This is a genomic window from Herbiconiux sp. FW305-C-125 (assembly GCF_058783455.1).
In genome coordinates this window covers 957908-978327 of the sequence record NZ_JBYSYO010000001.1, presented here as the reverse complement: position 1 = coordinate 978327, position 20420 = coordinate 957908, and the positions used below count along the sequence as shown (strand labels likewise).

Annotated in this window: 23 protein-coding genes; 21 read left to right on the top strand and 2 right to left on the bottom strand. The window is 70.6% G+C overall.

Features of this window, described 5'->3' with window-relative positions; all coding sequences use genetic code 11:
* Window positions 1–7: 7 nt before the first annotated feature.
* The 7 genes from rpsK to glmM all read left to right on the top strand — a co-directional run bounded on the left by rpsK (window position 8) and on the right by glmM (window position 5649).
* Window positions 8–406: a 30S ribosomal protein S11 gene (gene rpsK / locus AC3WLB_RS05025; RefSeq protein ID WP_022896808.1), complete on the top strand. Its 399-nt coding sequence runs from the start codon at window positions 8–10 to the stop codon at window positions 404–406.
* A 124-nt stretch (window positions 407–530) separates the two neighbouring features.
* Complete coding sequence (locus AC3WLB_RS05020) at window positions 531–1520, top strand: DNA-directed RNA polymerase subunit alpha (RefSeq protein WP_022896807.1); 990 nt, start codon at window positions 531–533, stop codon at window positions 1518–1520.
* A 60-nt stretch (window positions 1521–1580) separates the two neighbouring features.
* Window positions 1581–2162, top strand: coding sequence for a 50S ribosomal protein L17 (gene rplQ, locus AC3WLB_RS05015; RefSeq protein WP_492503847.1), 582 nt, complete (start codon window positions 1581–1583; stop codon window positions 2160–2162).
* A 75-nt stretch (window positions 2163–2237) separates the two neighbouring features.
* The gene (locus AC3WLB_RS05010) at window positions 2238–3122 is read left to right on the top strand and encodes a tRNA pseudouridine synthase A (protein WP_022895547.1); all 885 of its coding nucleotides are present in this window, start codon (window positions 2238–2240) and stop codon (window positions 3120–3122) included.
* A 164-nt stretch (window positions 3123–3286) separates the two neighbouring features.
* Window positions 3287–3733 (top strand): 50S ribosomal protein L13, encoded by a 447-nt coding sequence (rplM, locus tag AC3WLB_RS05005; protein WP_492503845.1) that lies wholly within the window; start codon window positions 3287–3289, stop codon window positions 3731–3733.
* A gap of 42 nt (window positions 3734–3775) precedes the next feature.
* On the top strand, window positions 3776–4261 hold the full coding sequence (gene rpsI / locus AC3WLB_RS05000) for a 30S ribosomal protein S9 (protein ID WP_022898635.1): 486 nt from the start codon (window positions 3776–3778) through the stop codon (window positions 4259–4261).
* 26 nt (window positions 4262–4287) lie between these two features.
* Window positions 4288–5649: a phosphoglucosamine mutase gene (gene glmM / locus AC3WLB_RS04995; RefSeq protein ID WP_492503842.1), complete on the top strand. Its 1362-nt coding sequence runs from the start codon at window positions 4288–4290 to the stop codon at window positions 5647–5649.
* Between the two features lie 71 nt (window positions 5650–5720).
* Here the strand turns inward: glmM and coaA are convergent, their stop codons facing one another.
* Window positions 5721–6671 carry a type I pantothenate kinase gene (gene coaA / locus AC3WLB_RS04990; RefSeq protein ID WP_492503840.1) on the bottom strand — a complete coding sequence of 317 codons (951 nt, stop codon included), beginning with the start codon at window positions 6669–6671 and terminating at the stop codon, window positions 5721–5723.
* Window positions 6672–6760: 89 nt separating this feature from the next.
* Here coaA and glmS point away from each other — a divergent pair, with 89 nt between their 5' ends.
* The 10 genes from glmS (at window position 6761) to AC3WLB_RS04940 (ending at window position 15226) form a co-directional block, all read left to right on the top strand.
* On the top strand, window positions 6761–8608 hold the full coding sequence (glmS, locus tag AC3WLB_RS04985) for a glutamine--fructose-6-phosphate transaminase (isomerizing) (protein ID WP_492503838.1): 1848 nt from the start codon (window positions 6761–6763) through the stop codon (window positions 8606–8608).
* Between the two features lie 6 nt (window positions 8609–8614).
* The gene (locus AC3WLB_RS04980) at window positions 8615–8974 is read left to right on the top strand and encodes a holo-ACP synthase (RefSeq protein ID WP_022898631.1); all 360 of its coding nucleotides are present in this window, start codon (window positions 8615–8617) and stop codon (window positions 8972–8974) included.
* Window positions 8974–10137 (top strand): alanine racemase, encoded by a 1164-nt coding sequence (alr, locus tag AC3WLB_RS04975; protein WP_492503836.1) that lies wholly within the window; start codon window positions 8974–8976, stop codon window positions 10135–10137. Before AC3WLB_RS04980 ends, alr (AC3WLB_RS04975) begins: the two co-directional genes overlap by 1 nt.
* Complete coding sequence (alr, locus tag AC3WLB_RS04970) at window positions 10134–11294, top strand: alanine racemase (protein ID WP_492503834.1); 1161 nt, start codon at window positions 10134–10136, stop codon at window positions 11292–11294. Before alr (AC3WLB_RS04975) ends, alr (AC3WLB_RS04970) begins: the two co-directional genes overlap by 4 nt.
* Window positions 11291–11800 (top strand): tRNA (adenosine(37)-N6)-threonylcarbamoyltransferase complex ATPase subunit type 1 TsaE, encoded by a 510-nt coding sequence (tsaE, locus tag AC3WLB_RS04965; protein WP_492503832.1) that lies wholly within the window; start codon window positions 11291–11293, stop codon window positions 11798–11800. Before alr (AC3WLB_RS04970) ends, tsaE begins: the two co-directional genes overlap by 4 nt.
* 107 nt (window positions 11801–11907) lie before the next feature.
* Complete coding sequence (gene tsaB / locus AC3WLB_RS04960; protein ID WP_492503830.1) at window positions 11908–12519, top strand: tRNA (adenosine(37)-N6)-threonylcarbamoyltransferase complex dimerization subunit type 1 TsaB; 612 nt, start codon at window positions 11908–11910, stop codon at window positions 12517–12519.
* Window positions 12516–13019 (top strand): ribosomal protein S18-alanine N-acetyltransferase, encoded by a 504-nt coding sequence (gene rimI, locus AC3WLB_RS04955; RefSeq protein ID WP_492503828.1) that lies wholly within the window; start codon window positions 12516–12518, stop codon window positions 13017–13019. Before tsaB ends, rimI begins: the two co-directional genes overlap by 4 nt.
* Window positions 13016–14068: a tRNA (adenosine(37)-N6)-threonylcarbamoyltransferase complex transferase subunit TsaD gene (tsaD, locus tag AC3WLB_RS04950; protein ID WP_492503826.1), complete on the top strand. Its 1053-nt coding sequence runs from the start codon at window positions 13016–13018 to the stop codon at window positions 14066–14068. Before rimI ends, tsaD begins: the two co-directional genes overlap by 4 nt.
* 120 nt (window positions 14069–14188) lie before the next feature.
* Window positions 14189–14467 (top strand): DUF4190 domain-containing protein, encoded by a 279-nt coding sequence (locus AC3WLB_RS04945; RefSeq protein WP_492503824.1) that lies wholly within the window; start codon window positions 14189–14191, stop codon window positions 14465–14467.
* A 96-nt stretch (window positions 14468–14563) separates the two neighbouring features.
* Complete coding sequence (locus AC3WLB_RS04940; RefSeq protein WP_492503822.1) at window positions 14564–15226, top strand: DUF4190 domain-containing protein; 663 nt, start codon at window positions 14564–14566, stop codon at window positions 15224–15226.
* A 35-nt stretch (window positions 15227–15261) separates the two neighbouring features.
* On the opposite strand, the gene AC3WLB_RS04935 is transcribed toward AC3WLB_RS04940, so the two are convergent.
* Window positions 15262–16485 carry a THUMP-like domain-containing protein gene (locus AC3WLB_RS04935; protein WP_492503820.1) on the bottom strand — a complete coding sequence of 408 codons (1224 nt, stop codon included), beginning with the start codon at window positions 16483–16485 and terminating at the stop codon, window positions 15262–15264.
* A gap of 181 nt (window positions 16486–16666) precedes the next feature.
* Between AC3WLB_RS04935 and groES the strand changes: the two genes are divergently transcribed.
* The 4 genes from groES (at window position 16667) to AC3WLB_RS04915 (ending at window position 20365) form a co-directional block, all read left to right on the top strand.
* Window positions 16667–16963, top strand: a complete 297-nt coding sequence (groES, locus tag AC3WLB_RS04930; RefSeq protein ID WP_066041091.1) for a co-chaperone GroES — start codon at window positions 16667–16669, stop codon at window positions 16961–16963.
* 112 nt (window positions 16964–17075) lie between these two features.
* Entirely contained in the window at window positions 17076–18032 is a 957-nt protein-coding gene (rarD, locus tag AC3WLB_RS04925) for an EamA family transporter RarD (RefSeq protein ID WP_492503817.1), read from the top strand.
* Window positions 18033–18044: 12 nt separating this feature from the next.
* Entirely contained in the window at window positions 18045–18854 is an 810-nt protein-coding gene (locus AC3WLB_RS04920) for an ABC transporter substrate-binding protein (RefSeq protein WP_492503815.1), read from the top strand.
* A 152-nt stretch (window positions 18855–19006) separates the two neighbouring features.
* The gene (locus AC3WLB_RS04915) at window positions 19007–20365 is read left to right on the top strand and encodes an ABC transporter substrate-binding protein (RefSeq protein WP_492503813.1); all 1359 of its coding nucleotides are present in this window, start codon (window positions 19007–19009) and stop codon (window positions 20363–20365) included.
* Window positions 20366–20420: the final 55 nt, after the last annotated feature.

Here is a 20420-nt window from a genome sequence, read left to right as displayed (position 1 = left end):
GAGATACATGGCAACCCCCAAGTCGGCCGTTCGCAAGCCGCGCAAGAAAGAGAAGAAGAACGTCGCCGTGGGCCAGGCCCACATCAAGTCGACCTTCAACAACACGATCGTCTCGATCACCGACACCACCGGTGCGGTCATCAGCTGGGCCTCCTCGGGTGGCGTCGGCTTCAAGGGCTCGCGCAAGTCGACCCCGTTCGCCGCGCAGCTCGCCGCCGAGTCGGCCGCGCGCCAGGCGCAGGAGCACGGCATGAAGAAGGTCGACGTCTTCGTCAAGGGACCGGGCTCGGGCCGCGAGACCGCGATCCGCTCGCTCCAGGCCGCCGGCCTCGAGGTGGGCTCGATCAACGACGTGACGCCGCAGGCGCACAACGGGTGCCGCCCGCCCAAGCGTCGCCGCGTGTGACGTCCTTCCCGTTCTGACCGCCGGCGGGGCCCCTCGTGGGCCTCGCCGGTGAGGCCGTTTCCCACAACTCAATACCTCTGCACGTGAGTGTCATATAGCGGACACTCAGCTGAAAGGAATCACAGTGCTCATTGCACAGCGCCCAACTCTCACCGAAGAGAACATCTCGGAGTTCCGCTCGCGGTTCGTCATCGAGCCGCTCGAGCCCGGCTTCGGCTACACCCTCGGCAACTCGCTCCGCCGTACGCTCCTCTCCTCGATCCCCGGTGCTGCTGTCACGAGCATCCGTCTCGACGGCGTGCTGCACGAGTTCAGCACCATCCCGGGTGTGAAGGAAGACGTCACCGAGATCATCCTGAACATCAAGGGTCTCGTCGTCTCCAGCGAGCACGACGAGCCGATCACCGCGTACCTCCGCAAGCACGCGGCGGGCGAGGTCACGGCTGCCGACATCTCGGCGCCGGCCGGTGTCGAGATCCACAACCCCGAGCTGGTCATCGCGACCCTCAACGACAAGGCGAAGTTCGAGCTCGAGCTCATCATCGAGCGCGGCCGTGGCTACGTGTCGGCCACCCAGAACCGCAGCGAGTTCTCTGAGGCGGGCCAGATCCCGATCGACTCGATCTACTCGCCCGTGCTGAAGGTCACCTACCGCGTCGAGGCCACCCGTGCCGGTGAGCGCACCGACTTCGACCGCCTGGTGGTCGACGTCGAGACCAAGCCCGCCATCACCCCGCGCGACGCCATCGCCTCGGCCGGCCGCACCCTGACCGAGCTGTTCGGTCTGGCGCGCGAGCTCAACACCGCGGCCGAGGGCATCGAGATCGGCCCCGCGCCGGTCGACGCCGTGCTCTCCTCCGAGCTGTCGGTGCCGATCGAAGACCTCGATCTCTCGGTGCGCTCCTACAACTGCCTGAAGCGCGAGGGCATCAACACCGTGTCCGAGCTCGTGGCGCTGTCGGAGACGCAGCTCATGAACATCCGCAACTTCGGCCAGAAGTCGGTCGACGAGGTGAAGGACAAGCTCGTGGAGCTCGGCCTGTCGCTGAAGGACACGGTTCCCGGGTTCGACGGTGCGCACTTCTACGGCGGCTACGACGACGAGAACGTCTAAGACGTACTCGTCCTCCGCTTCGACCTTCCCGACCAACTGACCCACATCTGGAGATAAGAAATGCCCAAGCCAACCAAGGGACCCCGTCTCGGTGGCGGACCGGCGCACGAGCGCCTGCTCCTCGCGAACCTGGCTGCCGCCCTGTTCACCCACAAGAGCATCAAGACCACTGAGACCAAGGCGAAGCGGATGCGTCCGCTGGCCGAGCGTCTCATCACCTTCGCCAAGCGTGGCGACCTGCACGCCCGCCGTCGCGTGCTCTCGGTGATCGGTGACAAGACCGTGGTGCACGAGCTGTTCACCGAGATCGCCCCGCTCATGGCGGAGCGTGAGGGTGGCTACACGCGCATCACCAAGCTCGGCTTCCGCAAGGGTGACAACGCGCCGATGGTGCAGATCGAGCTCGTGCTCGAGCCCGTCGTGGCCAAGAAGAAGGCTGCGCCCAAGGCTGCCGCCAAGGCTGAGGCCCCTGCCGCGGCTGCCGAGCCGGCTGAGGAGGAGACCGTCGAGGAGACTCCCGCCGAGGACGCCGCTGAGGCTCCTGCCGAGGACGCCGCCGAGGCTCCTGCTGAGGACGAGGTCGCCGAGGCTCCTGCCGAGGACGCTCCGGCCGCCGAGGCCGAGGAGAAGGACGCCAAGTAGGCATCCGCTCCGCTCTTCCGCACGAAGGCCCCGCACCCGCAAGGGTGGCGGGGCCTTCGTCGTAGACTGGCTGCCGTGAATTCCGAGACGGCGAAGTGGCGCATCCGGCTCGGGGTCGCTTATGACGGGACGGACTTCGCCGGGTGGGCGCGGCAGCCGGAGCTCCGCACCGTGCAGGGCACGCTCGAAGGGGCGCTCGGCACCCTGTTCCGCCGGCACGAGCCGGCCCCGCTCCTCACCGTGGCGGGGCGAACGGATGCGGGGGTGCACGCCACCGGACAGGTCGCGCACCTCGACCTCGACGAGCCGCAGCTGCAGAGCCTGCGCCGCAGGGGCGACGACGACGCGAGCCGGCGACCCGAGCGTTTGGCAGCAGTGCTCGAGCGGCGGCTGAACGGCATCCTCGGCGCCGACTCCGACGTGGTGGTGACGAGCGCCGCGCTCGCGCCCACCGGGTTCGACGCCCGCTTCTCCGCCGTCTGGCGGCGGTACCGTTACCGGGTGGCCGACGCCGTGAGCCGGCGCGATCCGCTGCAGCGGCGCACGACGGTGCGGCATCCGGCGACCCTCGACGCAGAGGCCATGGACACGGCGGCGCGGGCATTGCTGGGGCTGCACGACTACGCGGCGTTCTGCAAGCCGCGCGAGGGGGCAACCACCATCCGCACGCTGCAGGCGTTCGAGTGGCGGCGCGGCGACGACGGCGTGCTCGAAGCATCCCTGCAGGCCGACGCGTTCTGCCACAGCATGGTGCGTGCCCTGGTCGGGGCGACGGTGGCGGTGGGCGCGGGGGCGCTCTCGGGGCCCGAACTCGTCGCCATCCGCGACGACCGGATGCGCACCAGCGCCTTCCCCGTCATGCCCGCCAAGGGGCTCGTGCTCACCGAGGTGGGCTACCCGCCCGACGACGAGCTCGCGGCGCGGTCGGAGCAGACCCGGGCGCGTCGAGAGCTCATTTGACCGGCGGAGTGGTATCGCCTATTCTTGATCTTTGGTGTGCGCGCCCCGTGCCGTTCACCCGAAGTTGAGCCCTCCATCGGCTGCCTTTCCGGTCGTTCTGATCGGCAAGACCCACCGGAGCGGGATTCACGAACTCCTCACTCGAACAAGAAAGCAGCACTACTGTGACGCGCACTTACACCCCCAAGGCCAGCGAGGTCCAGCGCGGCTGGGTCGTCATCGACGCCACCGACGTGGTTCTCGGCCGCCTGGCCAGCCACGCGGCCGCCATCCTCCGTGGCAAGAACAAGGCCACCTTCACCCCGCACATGGACATGGGCGACTTCGTCATCATCGTCAACGCCGAGAAGGTGGCGCTGACCGGTGCGAAGCTCCTGCAGAAGAAGGCGTACCGTCACTCGGGCTACCCGGGCGGCCTCAGCGCCACCACGTACTCCGAGCTGCTCGAGAAGAACCCCGAGCGCGCCGTCGAGAAGGCGATCCGCGGCATGCTGCCGAAGACCTCGCTCGGTCGCGACCAGTTCCGCAAGCTGAAGGTCTACGCAGGCCCCGAGCACCCGCACGCTGCTCAGCAGCCCACCCCGTACACCCTCGACCAGGTCGCCCAGTAGCGTCCCTCGTTCAGCAGACTCAGACAAAGGACTTCAACTACCGTGGCGAAGATCGCAGACCAGATTGACGTGGCTCCCGAGAGCTACTCCACCGAAACCCCGGCCGACGAGGCGCCCCGCGCCCCCCGCGCCGTTCTCAACGTGTCCGGCTCGGCCGTGGGCCGCCGCAAGCAGGCCATCGCCCGCGTGCGCCTCGTTCCCGGCGCCGGCACCCTCACGGTCAACGGCCGTGAGTTCGAGCACTACTTCCCGAACAAGCTGCACCAGCAGCTGATCACCGACCCGTTCAAGGTGCTCGACCTCATCGGCTCCTACGACGTGGTCGCGAAGATCACCGGGGGCGGCCCCTCCGGCCAGGCCGGTGCTCTCCGTCTCGCCATCGCTCGTGCGCTGAACGAGATCGACCGCGAGAACAACCGCCCGCAGCTGAAGAAGGCCGGCTTCCTCACTCGTGACGCCCGCGTCATCGAGCGCAAGAAGGCCGGTCTCAAGAAGGCCCGTAAGGCGTCGCAGTTCTCCAAGCGCTAAGCGCTCCTGGGCTCTACGCTTAGCCTATGGCTCGCCTGTTTGGCACCGATGGGGTGCGTGGGCTCGCGAACCAGGACGTCACCGCCGACCTCGCTCTTCGGATCGCGCAGGCCGGCGCGCGCGTGCTGGGGGCCGAAGCCCGGAGTGAGGGTCGCCGGCCCGTCGCCGTGGTCGCGCGCGACCCCCGGCAGTCCGGCGACTTCATCGCCGCTGCCGTCTCGGCCGGTTTCGCCAGCTCCGGCGTCGACGTGCTCGACGCCGGAGTGCTGCCGACCCCGGCCGCCGCGTTCCTGATCGCCGACATCGACGCCGACTTCGGTGTCGTCATCTCGGCATCGCACAACCCGGCACCCGACAACGGCATCAAGTTCTTCGCCCGCGCCGGCAAGAAGCTGCCGGACGACGTCGAGATCGCCATCGAGGCGGCGCTCGAGCATCCGCGGCTCACCCCGCTCGGCGGCGACATCGGCCGCATCAAGCGGTTCGCGGACGCCGAAGACCGCTACGTGGTTCACCTGCTCACCACCCTTCCGCACCGGCTCGAGGGCCTGCACGTGGTGCTCGACTGTGCGCACGGCGCGGCCGCGGGCGTCTCGCCCGAGGCGTTCAGCCAGGCCGGCGCGCGCATCACGGTGATCGGCAACGACCCGAACGGCATGAACATCAACGACGGGGTGGGCTCGACGCACCTCGGCCAGCTCGCCGCCGCCGTTGTGGCCGCGGGCGCCGATGTGGGCATCGCGCACGACGGCGACGCCGACCGCTGCCTCGCGGTCGACGCCCAGGGCAACGTCGTTGACGGCGACCAGATCATGGCCATCCTCGCGCTCTCCGAGCGGGAGCGCGGTGCCCTCCGCGAAGACACGCTCGTGGCGACCGTCATGTCGAACCTCGGGCTCAAGGTGGCGATGGCCCAGCACGGCATCCGGATGCTCGAGACCAAGGTGGGCGACCGCTACGTGCTCGAGGCCATCAACGAGAAGGCGCTGTCGCTCGGCGGCGAGCAGTCGGGGCACATCATCTTCGCCGACTACGCCACAACCGGCGACGGCATCCTCACCGGACTGCAGCTGCTCAGCCGCATGGCGGCCACCAAGAAGAGCCTCGCCGAGCTCGCGAGCGTGATGAAGGTGTACCCGCAGACCCTCGTCAACGTGCGCGGGGTCAACCGTGACGGCGTGCACACCGACGAGGTGCTCGCGGCGGCGGTGGCTGAGGCATCCGCCGATCTCGGGGACACCGGGCGCGTGTTGCTGCGGCCCTCTGGGACTGAGCCGCTGGTGCGGGTGATGGTGGAGGCGGGCGACCAGACCACTGCCGATCGGATTGCCGAGTCGCTTGCTGAGATCGTGCGGCAGCGGCTTTCTACTGGGGTCGAGCAACTCTGACCCTCCTGGCGACCCGTCGATTTTGGCCCTAAAACCGCAGGTTTAGGGCCAAAATCGACGGGTCGCCGGGGTTAGAGCTTGCGGAGGAGGACCTTGTTCACCGTGTGGTCGGAGTCTTTTTGGAGGACCAGGGTGGCTCGGGAGCGGGTGGGGCGGATGTTCGCCATGAGGTTCGGGAGGTTGATGGACTCCCAGATCGAGCGGGCGGTGGCGCGCGCTTCGACCTCGCTGAGGCTCGAATAGCGGTGGAAGTAGGACTTCGGGTTCGCGAAGGCGCCGCGCTGCAGATCGAGGAAGCGGCTCTCGTACCAGTTCGCGATGTCGGTGGTGCGGGCATCCACGTAGACCGAGAAGTCGAACAGGTCGCTCACCGCGAGCGTGTTGCTCGCGGCCGGCGGCTGCAACACGTTGAGCCCCTCGACGATGAGGATGTCGGGCTGTCGCACCACCACCTGGGCTTCGGGCACGATGTCGTAACTGAGATGGGAGTAGAACGGCGCGCGCACCTCGGGCACCCCGCTCTTCACGGCGCTCACGAAGCGCAGCAGCGCCCTTCGGTCGTACGACTCCGGAAAGCCCTTGCGGCTCATGATTCCGCGCCGCTCCAGCTCGCGGTTGGGCAGCAGGAAGCCATCGGTGGTGACGAGTTCGACCCGAGGCGTGTCGGACCAGCGTGCCAGCAGCTCGCGGAGGAGGCGTGACGTGGTCGACTTGCCCACGGCCACCGAGCCGGCGACGCCGACGACGAACGGCGTGGACTTCGACCGCTCGCCCAGGAAGTCAGAGGTGGAGCGGTGCAATCGCTGCGCGCTGGTGGCGTAGAGGTTGATCAGGCGCGCCAGCGGCAGGTAGACCTCGGTGACCTCGCGGAGGTCGAGCGGGTTGCCGAGCCCGCGCAGCTGCACGATCTCCGTCTCCTTCAGCGGAAGCGGGGTCGAGGGCGCCAGGGCGGCCCAGTGCGCCCGATCGAACTCGATGAAGGGGCTGAACTGCGCGAAACCGGAAGAAGAGGAGTCGGGCATAGGACTCCTATTCTGCCCGACGCGGGAACGGATGCGGGCCGCCGGCCCTGTCAGCAGTCGCCCGGTCGGGCTCGGCTAAACTCGACCGCATGTGTGGAATCGTGGGATACGTCGGCAACAACAGCAGCCTCGAGGTGCTCCTCGGCGGACTGCGCCGGCTGGAGTACCGCGGTTACGACTCGGCCGGCGTCGCCGTGATCGGCGCTGACGGCACCCTCTCCACCCGCAAGCGCGCCGGCAAGCTGGCGGTGCTCGCCGACGACCTCGCGGCGCATCCGATGAGCGACGGGCAGACCGGGATCGGGCACACCCGCTGGGCGACGCACGGCGGCCCGACCGACGGGAACGCGCATCCGCACCTCTCGGCAGACGGCCGGATCGCGCTCATCCACAACGGCATCATCGAGAACTTCGCCACGCTCAAGCAGGAACTGCTCGACGACGGCTTCGTGTTCGACAGCGAGACCGACACCGAGGTCGCGGCCAAGCTGCTCGGCCGCGAGTACGAGGTGGGCGACGGCCTGCCCGCGGCGCTCGGCCGCGTCGTGTCGCGCCTCGACGGCGCCTTCACGCTGCTCGCCCTGCACCAGGACGAGCCGGGCGTCGTGGTGGGCGCCCGCCGCAACTCGCCGCTCGTGATCGGGCTCGGCGAGGGCGAGAACTTCCTCGGCTCCGACGTGGCCGCCTTCGTCGAGCACACGCACCGCGCCGTGGCGATCGGGCAGGACCAGATCGTCGTGATCACCCCCGACACGGTGACCGTGACCGACTTCGACGGCGCGCCGGTCGAGACGCACGAGTTCGAGGTGTCGTGGGATGCGGCGGCCGCCGAGAAGGGCGGCTGGTCGAGCTTCATGGCGAAGGAGATCAGCGAGGAGCCCGAAGCGGTGGCCAACACCATCCTCGGGCGGGTGCACGACGGCCAGGTCGTCCTGCCCGAACTCGAGGACCTCGACGAGACGCTGCGCGACATCGACCGCGTGATCATCATCGCCTGCGGCACCGCGAGCTACTCGGGACTGCTCGGCAAGTACGCCATCGAGAAGTGGGCGCGCATCCCGGTGGAGGTGGAGCTCTCGCACGAGTTCCGCTACCGGGAGCCGGTGCTCACGCCGCGCACCCTCGTGGTGTCGATCAGCCAGTCGGGCGAGACCATGGACACGCTGATGGCCGTGAAGTACGCCATCGCGAACGGCGCCCGCACCCTCTCCATCTGCAACACGCAGGGTGCCACCATCGCCCGCGAATCCGATGCCGTCGTCTACACGCACGCCGGCCCCGAGGTGGCCGTCGCCTCGACGAAGGCGTTCGTGGCGCAGATCACCGCGCTGTACCTGTTCGGCCTGCACCTCGCGCGGGTGCGCGGCGAACTCGACGCGACGGTCGGTGCCGCGCAGCTGAAGGAATTGCAGGCGATCCCCGAGAAGATCGCCAAGGTGCTGACGAGCGCCCCCGAGATCTCCCAGCTGGCCAAGTGGATGTCCGACACCCGCGCCGTGCTCTTCCTCGGCCGGCACGTCGGGTACCCGATCGCGCTCGAAGGCGCGCTGAAGCTCAAGGAGCTCGCCTACATCCACGCGGAGGGGTTCGCCGCCGGCGAGCTCAAGCACGGCCCGATCGCGTTGATCGAGCCGGGCCAGCCCGTGTTCGTCGTGGTGCCCTCGCCGCGCGACCCCAACTCGCTGCACGCGAAGGTGGTCTCGAACATCCAGGAGATCCGGGCCCGCGGGGCGCGCATCCTCGCCATCGCCGAGGAGGGCGACGTGGCGGTGCTGCCGTTCGCCGACGAGGTCATCCGCATCCCGCTCGCCGCGCCCCTGTTCGAGCCGCTGCTCACGGTCATCCCGCTGCAGCTGTTCGCGATGGAGCTCGCGACCGCCAAGGGCCTCGACGTCGACCAACCGCGCAACCTGGCGAAGTCCGTCACGGTCGAGTAGGCCGCCGTGATCGTCGGAGTCGGGGTCGATCTCGTCGAGATCGCGCGGTTCGAGCGTGCGCTCTCGAAGACGCCACGACTGCGCGACCGCTTGTTCGCTCCCAGCGAACGGATGCTCCCGGTGCGGTCGCTCGCGGCCCGCTTCGCCGCGAAAGAGGCGCTGATCAAGGCCGTCGGGCACTCCACCGAGTTCCGCTGGCACGACATGACGGTGGTGTCGAACGAGCACCGCAACCCGGAGTTCGCCGTCTCGGGCGGGGTGGCCGAGGCGCTCGCCGCGATCGGCGCGACCCGGCTGCATCTCAGCATGACCCATGACGGCGGCACGGCGGTGGCGTTCGTCGTGGCCGAGTCGGGCGAGGCGTGATGGGCGTCGTCGAGTCGGCCGAGGCATCCGGAGCCCGTCACGCGGGAGCGTCGGTTCCCGCGCTGCGGCGCGCGATCGTCGACACCGAGGCGATCAGTGCGAACGTCGCGCACGTGCGGTCGCTCGTCGCTCCGGCCGCTGTGATGGCCGTGGTGAAGGCCGACGGCTACGGCCACGGCGCCGCGCCCGCCGCTCGCGCGGCGCTCGAGGGCGGCGCGACCTGGCTCGGCGTCGCCGACGTGGCGGAGGGCGTCGCCCTGCGGCGGGTGGGGATCGCCGCGCCGGTGCTCGCGTGGTTGCACGGGCACGACCCGGAGTTCGGGGAAGCCGTCGAGAACGACATCGCCGTCGGGGTGAGCAGCCGGCTGCAGCTCGAGCGCGCCGCCGCGGCGGGCACGTCGGCCCGGCCGGCCCGCGTGCACCTCAAGGTCGACACCGGGCTCGGCCGAAACGGCGTCGAGCGGTCGGAGTGGGAGCCGGTGTTCCAGGCGGCGCGCGACGCGGTCGCGAACCGGCGCATCCTGGTCGACGGGCTGTTCAGCCACCTCTCGAACGCAAGCGATGACGACGACCTCGCGCAACTGGCGGCTTTCGAGGAGGCCACCGTCATCGCGCGCAGCCTCGGTCTCGACCCGTCGGTGCGGCACCTGGCCTCGACCGCCGGCGCCCTGCGGCTGCCGGCCACGCGGCTCGATCTCGTGCGTCTGGGCATCGGGATGTACGGCCTCTCGCCCTTCGAGGGCACGGATTCGGCCGAGCTCGGTCTGCGCCCGGCGCTGCGGGTGGAGAGCCGGCTGATCTCGGTGAAACGCGTCGCCGCCGGCACCGGCGTCTCGTACGGCTACACCTACCGCGCCGCCGCCGACACCTGGCTCGGGCTCGTGCCGCTCGGCTACGCCGACGGGGTGGCCCGCCACGTGTCCAACCGGGGGAGCGTGTGGGTCGGTGGCGCCGTGCATCCGATCGTCGGCCGTGTGGCCATGGACCAGTTCGTGGTCGACCTCGGGTCGCTCGAGGCGCAGGTGGGCGACCGGGTGGTGCTCTTCGGCGACCCCGCCGAGGGCTACCCGAGCGCGGACGACTGGGCCGAAGCGGCCGGCACCATCAACTACGAGATCGTGACGCGGCTCGGGGGCCGGGTGCGCCGGGAGTACGGCGCATGAGCGGCGCGGCTCCCCGGCGCGAGGCCGTGATCGACCTCGACGCGTTCCGGCACAACGTGCGCACCCTCTCGGAGCTGGCGCAGCCGGCCGCGACGATGCTGGCCGTGAAGGCCGACGCGTACGGGCACGGCATGATCCCCCTGGCCCGGGCGGCGCTCGAGGCGGGCGCGACCTCGCTGGCGGTGCTCGACATCCCGGCCGCGCTCGTGCTGCGCGAGGCCGGTATCACGGCGCCGATCTTCGCCTGGATGCACGACCCCGACGCGCTGTTCGGCGACGCCGCGGAGGCCGACATCGATCTCGGCATCTCGGCCGTCTGGCAGCTGGACGCGATCGCGGCGGCCGGGGCATCGCGCGCGCCGCGCGTGCACCTCAAGGTCGACACCGGGCTGAGCCGCAACGGCGCCACCGAGGAGGACTGGCCCGGGCTCGTCACTGCCGCGCTGGAGCACGACCGGCGCGGGGCCGTGCGGTTGCACGCCGCGTGGTCGCACCTGGCCGACGCCTCGCCGGCGGACGACGAGGTCGCGCTGGGCCGGCTGCGCCGTGCCGTCGCGGTGGCCGAGGAGCTGGGGGCACGGTTCGAGGTGCTGCATCTCGCGGCGAGTTCGGCGGGCATCCGGATGCCCGAAGCCCGGCTCGATCTCGTGCGCTTCGGCATCGCTGCGTACGGCATCTCGCCGTTCGACGACCGTTCCGCGCGTGACCTCGGACTCCGCCCGGTGATGACGCTGCGGGCGCCCGTGGTCTCGACGAAGCGCGTTCCGGCCGGCCACGGCATCTCCTACGGGCTGGTGTACCGCACCGCGCGGGAGTCGACGCTGGCGCTGGTGCCGCTCGGCTACGCCGACGGCATCCCGCGGGTCGCGACCGGCCGCGGCGAGGTCTGGATCAACGGGCGCCGCTACCCGATCGCCGGGCGCATCGCGATGGACCAGTTCGTCGTCGACGTGGGCGACGACGAGGTCTCCGCCGGGGACGAGGTGATCGTGTTCGGTGAGGGCGACGACGGCGAGCCGACGGCGGAGGACTGGGCCGGCTACGCCGACACCATCGGCGACGAGATCGTCGCGCGGGTCGGCGCGCGCGTCGAACGCGTGTACCGCGGTGAGCACCGGGACGCCGCGTCGGCGCCCACTCCGGAGTCCGGATCGTGACGGATGCGCGGGGCGCCGTGGCCGGCCTCGAACCCGAGCTCGAGGTGGCGACGCCAGAGGAGATGCACGCGCTCGGGCGGCGGGTGGCGGCGCTCCTCCGCGCGGGCGACGTGGTGCTGCTCTCGGGCGACCTCGGGGCGGGCAAGACGACGTTCACCCGCGGGCTCGGTGACGGGCTCGACGTGCGGGGGCCGGTGACGAGCCCGACCTTCGTGCTGGCGCGCACGCATCCGTCGCTCTCGGGCGGCCCGGCGCTCGTGCACGTCGACGCCTACCGCCTGGGGAGTGCGCTCGAGCTCGACGACCTCGACATCGACTTCGCGCACTCGGTGGTGGTGGTGGAGTGGGGCGCCGGCCTCATCGAGGCGCTGACCGACTCGTACCTCGCGATCGAGATCGACCGCCCCCATGGCGGCGGCCCCGCCGCCGACCCCGGTGCCGCCGCGGAGGAGCCGATCGAACCGCGCGCCGTGCGCATCCACGGCTCCGGCCCGCGCTGGGTCTGAGCGCGTTCGCGGGGTCGCGCAAACGGGCTACCCCAACCGCTGGAAAGAACACTTTGCGCGACCCCGCGGGGCGCTGGGCGGCGCGCGGGCCGCGTTAGGCTCGATGTGTGTTCCTCGCCATCGATACCTCCGCCGGAACCTCGGTCGCCGTGGCCGATGGCGAGATGGTGCTCGCCGAGCGCTCCACCGAGGACACCATGCGCCACGCCGAGGTGATCGGGGAGATGATCGCGGGGGTGCTCGACGACGCCGGGGTGCCCCCGGCGCGCATCCGCACCGTCGTCGCGGGCATGGGGCCGGGGCCGTTCACGGGCCTCCGGGTCGGCATCGCGGCCGCCCGCGCATTCGCGCTCGGCATCGACCGGCCCGTGCTCTCGGTGGTCAGCCATGACGCCGTCGCGCTCGAGGAGTGGTCGGCCGGTGCGCGCGGTCCGCTCCTGGTGGTGACGGATGCCCGCCGCCGCGAGGTCTACTGGTCGAGCTACGACCTCGACGACGACGCTCCGGTGCGTTCCGACGGCCCGGCGCTCTGCAAGCCCGACGAGGTTCCGTATCCCGAGTTCGAGCGCATCGACGCCACCCAGGTCAGCGCCGGCGCGCTCGCCCGCGTCGCCCTCCTGCACCAGCAGCGCGGCACGGCGGAGGAGTACGGCGAGCCGCTCTACCTGCGCTCGCCCGACGTCACCATGCCGGGCCCCCGCAAGCGGGTGACCCCGTGAGCTGGGAGCTGCGGCGGGCCGGCGAGGGCGACCTCGACGCCATCATGGCGCTCGAGGAGGCGTCGTTCGAGAACGACGCCTGGTCGCGGGATTCGATGCGGCGTGAGCTCGCGAGCCCGCAGTGCTACTACCTGGTGGGGTTGGATGCGGACGGCGCGAGCACGGAGATCGCGGGCTACGCCGGCCTGCTCTGCCCGAGCGGCGTGGCTGACGCCGACATCCAGACCATCGCCGTCGCCGAGAGCGCACGCGGCCGAGGGCTCGGGCGGCAGCTGATGCAGCGGCTCCTCGCCGAGGCGGCCACCCGCCGTGCGAAGACGGTGTTTCTCGAGGTGCGCGCCGACAACCCGGTCGCGCACGCGCTCTACGTCTCGCTCGGCTTCGCCGACATCGCCGTGCGGCCCGACTACTACCAGCCCGACGGGGTGGACGCGATCGTGATGCGGGCCGAACTGTCCGCCCCGGGCGCGGCGCTCGCGGCAGAAGGGAACTCCCGATGAACGCGGCCGAACCCGTGGTGCTCGGCATCGAGACCTCCTGCGACGAGACCGGCGTGGGCATCGTGCGCGGCTCGACCCTGCTGGCCAACGTGATCGCGTCGTCGATGGACGAACACGCCCGCTACGGCGGCGTGGTGCCCGAAGTCGCGGCGCGCGCCCACCTCGAGGCGATGAACCCGACCCTCCAGGCCGCGCTCGCCGAGGCCGGCCTCGGGCTCAGCGACATCGACGCCATCGCCGTGACGAGCGGCCCCGGGCTCGCCGGTGCCCTCATGGTGGGCGTCGGAGCCGCGAAAGCCCTCGCCGTCGCCACAGGAAAACCGCTCTACGCGGTCAACCACCTGGTGGGTCACGTCGGCGCCGACGTGCTCGCGGCCGAGTCGCTCGAGTACCCGACCATCGCCCTGCTCGTCTCGGGTGGTCACACCTCGCTCCTCCTCGTGCGCGACCTGGTCGACGACGTCGAGCTCCTCGGCGAGACCATCGACGACGCCGCCGGCGAGGCCTTCGACAAGGTGGCGCGCGTGCTCGGCCTGCCCTACCCGGGCGGCCCGCAGATCGACCGGGCCGCTCTCGGCGGCGACCCCGACGCCATCCGCTTCCCCCGCGGACTGATGCAGGCCAAAGAGCTCGAGAAGCACCGCTACGACTTCTCGTTCTCGGGCCTCAAGACGGCGGTCGCCCGGTGGGTCGAACGCGCCGCCGACGCGGGGGAGCCGATCCCGGTGGCGGATGTCGCGGCCAGCTTCCGCGAGGCGGTCGTCGACGTGCTGCTCACCAAGGCCTTCCGGGCCTGTGCCGACTTCGGCATCCCGCGGCTGCTGCTCGGTGGCGGGGTGGTGGCGAACGCACGCGTGCGCGAGGTGGCCGCCGAGCGAGCGGATGCCCAGAGCGTGAGCCTGCGCATCCCGCCGCTGTCGCTCTGCACCGACAACGGGGCGATGATCGCCGCGCTCGGGGCGCAGCTGATCGGCGCTGGCCACGCGCCCTCCGACCTCGGGTTCGGCGCGGATTCGACGCTGCCGGTCACCGAGATCCAGATGCGCTGAGCGCCTGCCGCGAGCCCGAAGCAGCACCGGAGCGACCTCGTGTGACGGGGCTCATTGACACTTTCTCATCGGCCCTGCCACGATAGTGCCGTCATCGTTTCCCACGACATTGGAGCCCCCGTGACCGAACCCACGCCCGCGTACACGCCCGCACCCGTCGCCCGCAAGACGAACGTGCTCGCCATCGTCTCGCTGGTGATCTCCATCCTCGGTTTCACCGTGATCGCGATCATCCTCGGCGCGATCGGCCTCAACCAGATCAAGAAGACCGGGGAGGCCGGCCGCGGCCTCGCAATCGCCGGCATCATCATCGGCGCGGTGGAGCTCGTGATCGGCATCATCCTCATCATCGTGTCGATCGCGATCGTGGCCGCGAACACCACCGTCACCACGTACTGAGCCGTCCGCACGGGCGGCGCGCAGGCGTCTGCCCGTACGCTGGTTCCACGATCGCAGAAAGCGGCCGGCAACGGCCCGAACAGAAGGGCGTTCTCCGTGAGCGACACGAACAACCCCACCCCTGAGGCCGGCGAGCCGGTCACTCCGCCCGTGACGCCGCCCGAGACCGGGAGCGTTCCGCCGGCCCCGCCGGTGCCGCCGGCACCCCCGGCGGCGCCCGCCGCTCCCGCGTACTCGCCGCCGCCCGCGCCCAGTGCTCCCGCGTACGGTGCGCCGGCGGCACCACAGCCGCCCACCGGTGGCTACCAGACGCCCCCGGCGCCGGGCGGGTACCAGCAGCCTGCTCCCGGCGGCTATCAGCAGCCGGCCCCCGGCGGGTACCAGCAGCCGCCGGCCGCGGGCTACCAGACCCCGCCGCCCGCCCCGGGTTACGGCCAGGCGCCGCCTCCCGGCTACCAGCAGCCCGGGCAGCAGCCGTACTACGGCTACGCGCCGGCTGCCACGCCGCCCATGAACACCCTCGCCATCGTCACGATCATCCTGGCCTTCGTGTTCTCGGTCGCCGGCATCGTGACGGGCCACATCTCGCTGAAGCAGATCGACCGCACCGGCGAGTCGGGCCGCGGGCTCGCCAAGGCCGGCCTCATCCTGTCCTACGTCTTCACGGGGCTGTGGGTGCTCGGCATCATCGCCTACATCATCTTCATCGTGGTGATCGTGGCCGCCGCCGGCTCGGGAGCGATGTACTCGAGCTACTGAGCAGCCTGGTGACGCGCCTCAGGAGGCCGTCACCCTCATCCGGCCACCCGGTCGACCAGCAGCGCCTCGTGCGCTCCGGCCACGCGGGTGAGGATGAGGGTGGCGGCCTCCGGCCCTTTCAGGCCGAGACGCGTCCGCAGGGCGGCGGGATCGACGTCGATGCCGCGCTTCTTGATCTCGAGGGTGCCGATGCGCCGCTCGCGCAGCGCTCTCTTCAGCTGCGCCTCGCCGGCCGGCAGCCGTTCGCGCACGCGGAAGGCGTCGGCGAACGGGGTGGCGACCAGCTCGTCGCCGGTGAGGTAGGCGATGTCGCGGGACAGCATCCCCGCACCGAGACGCTCGCCGAGGGCGCCGATCAGGCGGGCGCGGATGACGGCGCCATCCGGTTCGTACAGGTATTCGCCGAGCTCGCGGGTCGGCAGGTCGGCGCTGTCGGCCTCGGCGCTCAGCTCGGCCGCTCCCGAGTCGTCGAGGACGAGCGCGGAGCGACGGATGCCCGGCCGTGCCAGCGCCCCGAACCACAGCCCCAGCTCGACCACCTGCCCGTCGACCGACACCCACTGCGCCTCGGCAGCGGCGGGGATGGCCGAGCGGTCGAAGCCAGGCCCGAGTTTGATGCCGGTGGGCATCCGCTCGGCCAGGCCGAAGGCGAAGTCGATGGTGGGGGAGTAGTCCTCCGGGCGGGTGAGGCGCCGGGTGTTAGCCGTGCCGGCAGTGCGGCGGGCGGGGTCGAGGTAGACGGCGGCGACGTCGTCGAGGGGGAACGTCTCGGCGTCGCCGAGCACCACCTCGGCCGTCGGGAAACCGGCGAGATTGTAGGCGGCGACGGCGGCCGTGACCTCGTCGCGCTCGACGGCGACGACCGGAAGGTCGAGGGCGGCCATTGCCAGCGCGTCGGCGCCGATGCCGCAGCCGAGGTCGGCGATGCGCCCGGCGCCCGGGCCGGCGCTCGGGTCGGCGCCGCCGATCCCGGCGTCGCGGAAGCGGCCCGCGTGCAGAGCGGCGACCTTCAGTCGCGTCGCCTGCTCGAGCCCGGCCGGCGTGTAGAGCAAGCGCTCGGCGAAGGCCCCGAACTTGGCGCGGGCCTTCTCGCGCAGCCGCGCCTGCGTCAGCACGGCGGCCACCAGCTCGGGGGGATGCCCCGCCTTGCGCAGCGCCGACACCTGCTGCACCGATCCACCCGCCGAGTACAGCGGCAGCGAGTCGAGCAACCGAAGCCCCTCGGGCGTCAGCAGTACCGCGAGCTCGCCCGAATCCACTGGGCTAGCTTACTGTGCTGGTTGCCGGGCAGCCCGAGCGAAGGCCGGGCCGCACCGCAACCAGCACAGCACTGGCACTCACGTTGCGCGAGTGCCAGGAACAGCCCTAAACTCGGATTAGCACTCTCGGTGTGAGGGTGCTAACCCAGACGTTTTGAAACTGAGAAAGAAGAGGTCAACCGTGTCGGTCTCCATCAAGCCGCTCGAGGATCGCATCGTCATCAAGCAGGTCGAAGCTGAGCAGACCACTGCTTCCGGTCTCGTCATCCCTGACACCGCCAAGGAGAAGCCGCAGGAGGGCGAAGTCGTCGCCGTCGGCCCCGGCCGCATCGACGACAACGGCAACCGCGTTCCGCTCGACGTCGCTGTCGGCGACAAGGTCATCTACTCCAAGTACGGCGGAACCGAGGTGAAGTACGCCGGTGAGGACTTCCTGGTGCTCTCGGCTCGCGACGTGCTCGCGGTCGTCGTCCGCTAGTCGGCACGACCCAGCAGTTCCCGGAACCCGGGCGGCCTCGGCCGCCCGGGTTCTCTGTCTGCCGCGAACGGTGCCGCGCGATGAGGCGCATCCGCCGGAGTAGAGTGACGCGGTGACGCCCGCACCGAACCCCGCCATCGCGGGTTCGGCCTCCGAGCGCTTCCGCACCGGGCTCATCTACGCCGTCATCGCCTACGTGCTCTGGGGCGTGTTCCCCCTCTACTTCCTGCTGATGCGGCCGGCCGGCGCGTTCGAGATCGTCGCCTGGCGCATCCTGTTCTCGCTCGCGTTCTGCGCGGTGCTGCTCACGGTCACCCGCGCCTGGCAGCCGTTCATCGCGATAGCGCGCCAGCCGCGGCTGCTGCTGTGGATGGGCCTGGCCGGCGCCCTGATCTACGTCAACTGGCAGACCTACATCATCGGCACGCTGGGCGGTCAGGTCGTCGAGACGTCGCTCGGCTACTTCATCAACCCGATCGCCACGGTGCTCCTCGGCGTGCTCGTGCTGCGCGAGCGGCTGCGGCGGATGCAGTGGGCCGCCATCGCCGTCAGTGCGATCGCCGTGGTCGTGCTCACCGTGGGTCACGGCAGCGTGCCCTGGATCGCGCTCGTGCTCGCCGCCTCGTTCGGCACCTACGGACTGGTGAAGAAGCACGTCGGCCCGCGGGTCGATGCGGTCAGCGGCCTCACCCTCGAGTCGCTCTGGATCGCACCCGTGGCGGTGGTTCAGGTCGTCGTGGTGAGCCAGACCACCGGCCTCGTCTTCGGCACGGTGGGTGTGTGGCACACGCTCATCCTCGTCTCCGCCGGCGTCGCGACCGCGATCCCGTTGCTGCTGTTCGCCGCGTCGACGCGGCGCTTGCCGCTCGTCTACGTGGGGTTCGTGCAGTTCATCGTGCCGATCCTGCAGTTCGTGATCGGGGTGTTCATCCTGCACGAGCCCATGCCGGTCGCGCGCTGGGTGGGCTTCGCGATCGTGTGGCTGTCGCTCGCCATCCTCATCGTCGACATGGTGCGCGCCGCCCGCGGATCGCGCGCCGCGGAGGGCGACGCCGAGCCGCAGCGGTAGTCTGAGGCGAGCATGACCCACCCCCATCGCCGAGCCCGCGGCAGGGCCGCCCGTGTCCTCGCCCTCGCGATGCTGTGTGCAGGCGCGCCTCTCGCGCTCGCTGCGTGCGTGGCTGCCGCGTCGCCCGAGCCGCCGGCGACACCCACCCCGGTGGCGTCGATGGCGCAGCCCATTCCGACCGGCGACGGCGTGCTCACCATCGGGGCGCTGGTGCCGCTCACCGGTCCCGACGCCGCCTGGGGCGCGGGCGCGCTCGCCGGCGTCGAGTTGGCGGCGCGCGACATCGATGAAGCCGGCGGGGTGCGGCACGCCTCGGTGATCGTTGTGCACGCCGACGCCGGCGACACCTCGAGCACGCGCGCCGCCGACGCCGTCGCCGCGTTCGCCGGCCGCGGGGTCGACGCCATCGTCGGCCCGCACGTTCCCGGTCTCGTCGACGCGGCGGATGCGGCCGCCGCCACGGCAGGCATCCCGGCGCTCTCGGCGGTCGCCCCGCCGGTCGCAGTCGACGACGCGTTCGCCGCCCGGCTCCGTTCCTCCGATCCGGCGCTCACCGACACCCGCTACGCCGCCGAGAGCTACGACGCCACGGTGCTCATCGCGCTCGCCGCGCAGGCGGCCGGGGACGACGGACGTGCGTCGGTCGCGGCGTTCCTGCCCGCCGTGACCGGTGGGGAGCTCGCCTGTTCGAGCTACGGCGAGTGCCTCGCGGGCCTGAAGGCGCCCGGAGGCATCCGCTATTCCGGTGTCACCGGTCAGCTCACGACGGATGCGACGGCTCCCGCCGCGGGGGCGCTCCGGATGCTCGGCCTGCGCCGCTGAGAGCGCGCTCACATCACCGGGAGGTAACGATTTGCCCGTGTTACGTGCCTGTAACACGAACGTATTGTTCCGTGGCGCAATGCCGCATAGCGTGAATCCACGGCAATTCTTCGAATTCGCCGAGAACTGCACATATTCACAAAAGGAGCACCATGAGCGTATTTGCGAAGGCCACGGCCTCGCGCTCGAAGCCCCTGTCGATCGTTGCGGGTGTCGCCGCGTTCAGTGCCACGGCTCTTCTGCTGGCATCCTGCGCGTCGACTCCTTCCACCGACGGCGGAGAGACCACAGCAGCCGCAGCACTGTGCGGCCCCGATGCGGCCACCGCAGCGGCCGACATCACGGCCGTCAAGCCCGAGGCGGCGCAGAGCCGCGACACGAAGCTGAAGATCGGCTCGATCCTGCCCACCACGGGTAGCCTCGCGTTCCTCGGCCCGCCCGAGATCGCCGGTGTCGACCTGGCTGTCGACGAGATCAACGCCTCGGCTCCTGGTGTGCTGGGCGGCAACGTCGAGGTCATCCACCGCGACTCCGGCGACACCACCACCGACATCGCGACGCAGTCGGCCACCGACCTGCTGAGCCAGGGTGTCTCGGGCATCGTCGGCGCCGCGTCGTCGGGTGTCTCGTTCACCTTCATCGACCAGGTGACGGGTGCGAAGGTCGTCCAGGTCTCGCCGGCGAACACCTCGCCCGACTTCTCGACCTACGCCGACGGCGGGTACTACTTCCGCACCGCCCCCTCCGACGTGCTGCAGGGCCGCGTGCTCGGCAACCTGATGGTGGGCGACGGCGCCACGAACGTGGGCATCATCTACCTCAACGACGCGTACGGCTCGGGCCTCGAGCAGAACGTCTCGACCGCCATCGAGAACGCCGGCGGCACCGTCGTGGCGTCCGAGGCGTTCAACGAGGGTGACAGCCAGTTCTCCTCGCAGATCGACGCCGTGCTGGCCGAAGACCCCGACGCCATCGCGCTGATCGCCTTCGACCAGACGAAGGTCATCATCCCCGAGCTCGTGGGCACCAAGGGCTACGACGGCAGCAAGGTCTACTTCGTCGACGGCAACCTGGCCGACTACTCGGCCGACTTCGACGAGGGCACCCTGAACTGCGCCAAGGGCACGCTCCCCGGCGTTCTCGCCGACGACGCGTTCAAGGCGAAGCTGCTCGGTGTGAACCCCGACCTGACCGACTTCAGCTACGGCGCCGAGTCGTACGACGCGGTCAACCTGATGGCGCTCGCCGCCGTCGCCGGTGGCGCCACGGATGGCCCGACCATCCAGGCCAACATGAAGGCGGTCTCCGAGGGCGGCACGAAGTGCACCTCGTTCGCGGAGTGCGCCGACCTGCTGGCCGCCGGCACCGACATCGACTACGACGGCGTCTCCGGACCCATCACCTTCGATGACAACGGTGACCCGACCGAGGCCTACATCGGTATCTACCAGTACGGCAAGGACAACACCTACGCGCCGCTGAACGTCGAGTTCGGTTCGCTCGCGAAGTAGTCTCCTCGCACACGAGGCCCGGCCCCTCCTCGGAGGGTGCCGGGCCTTCTGCGTT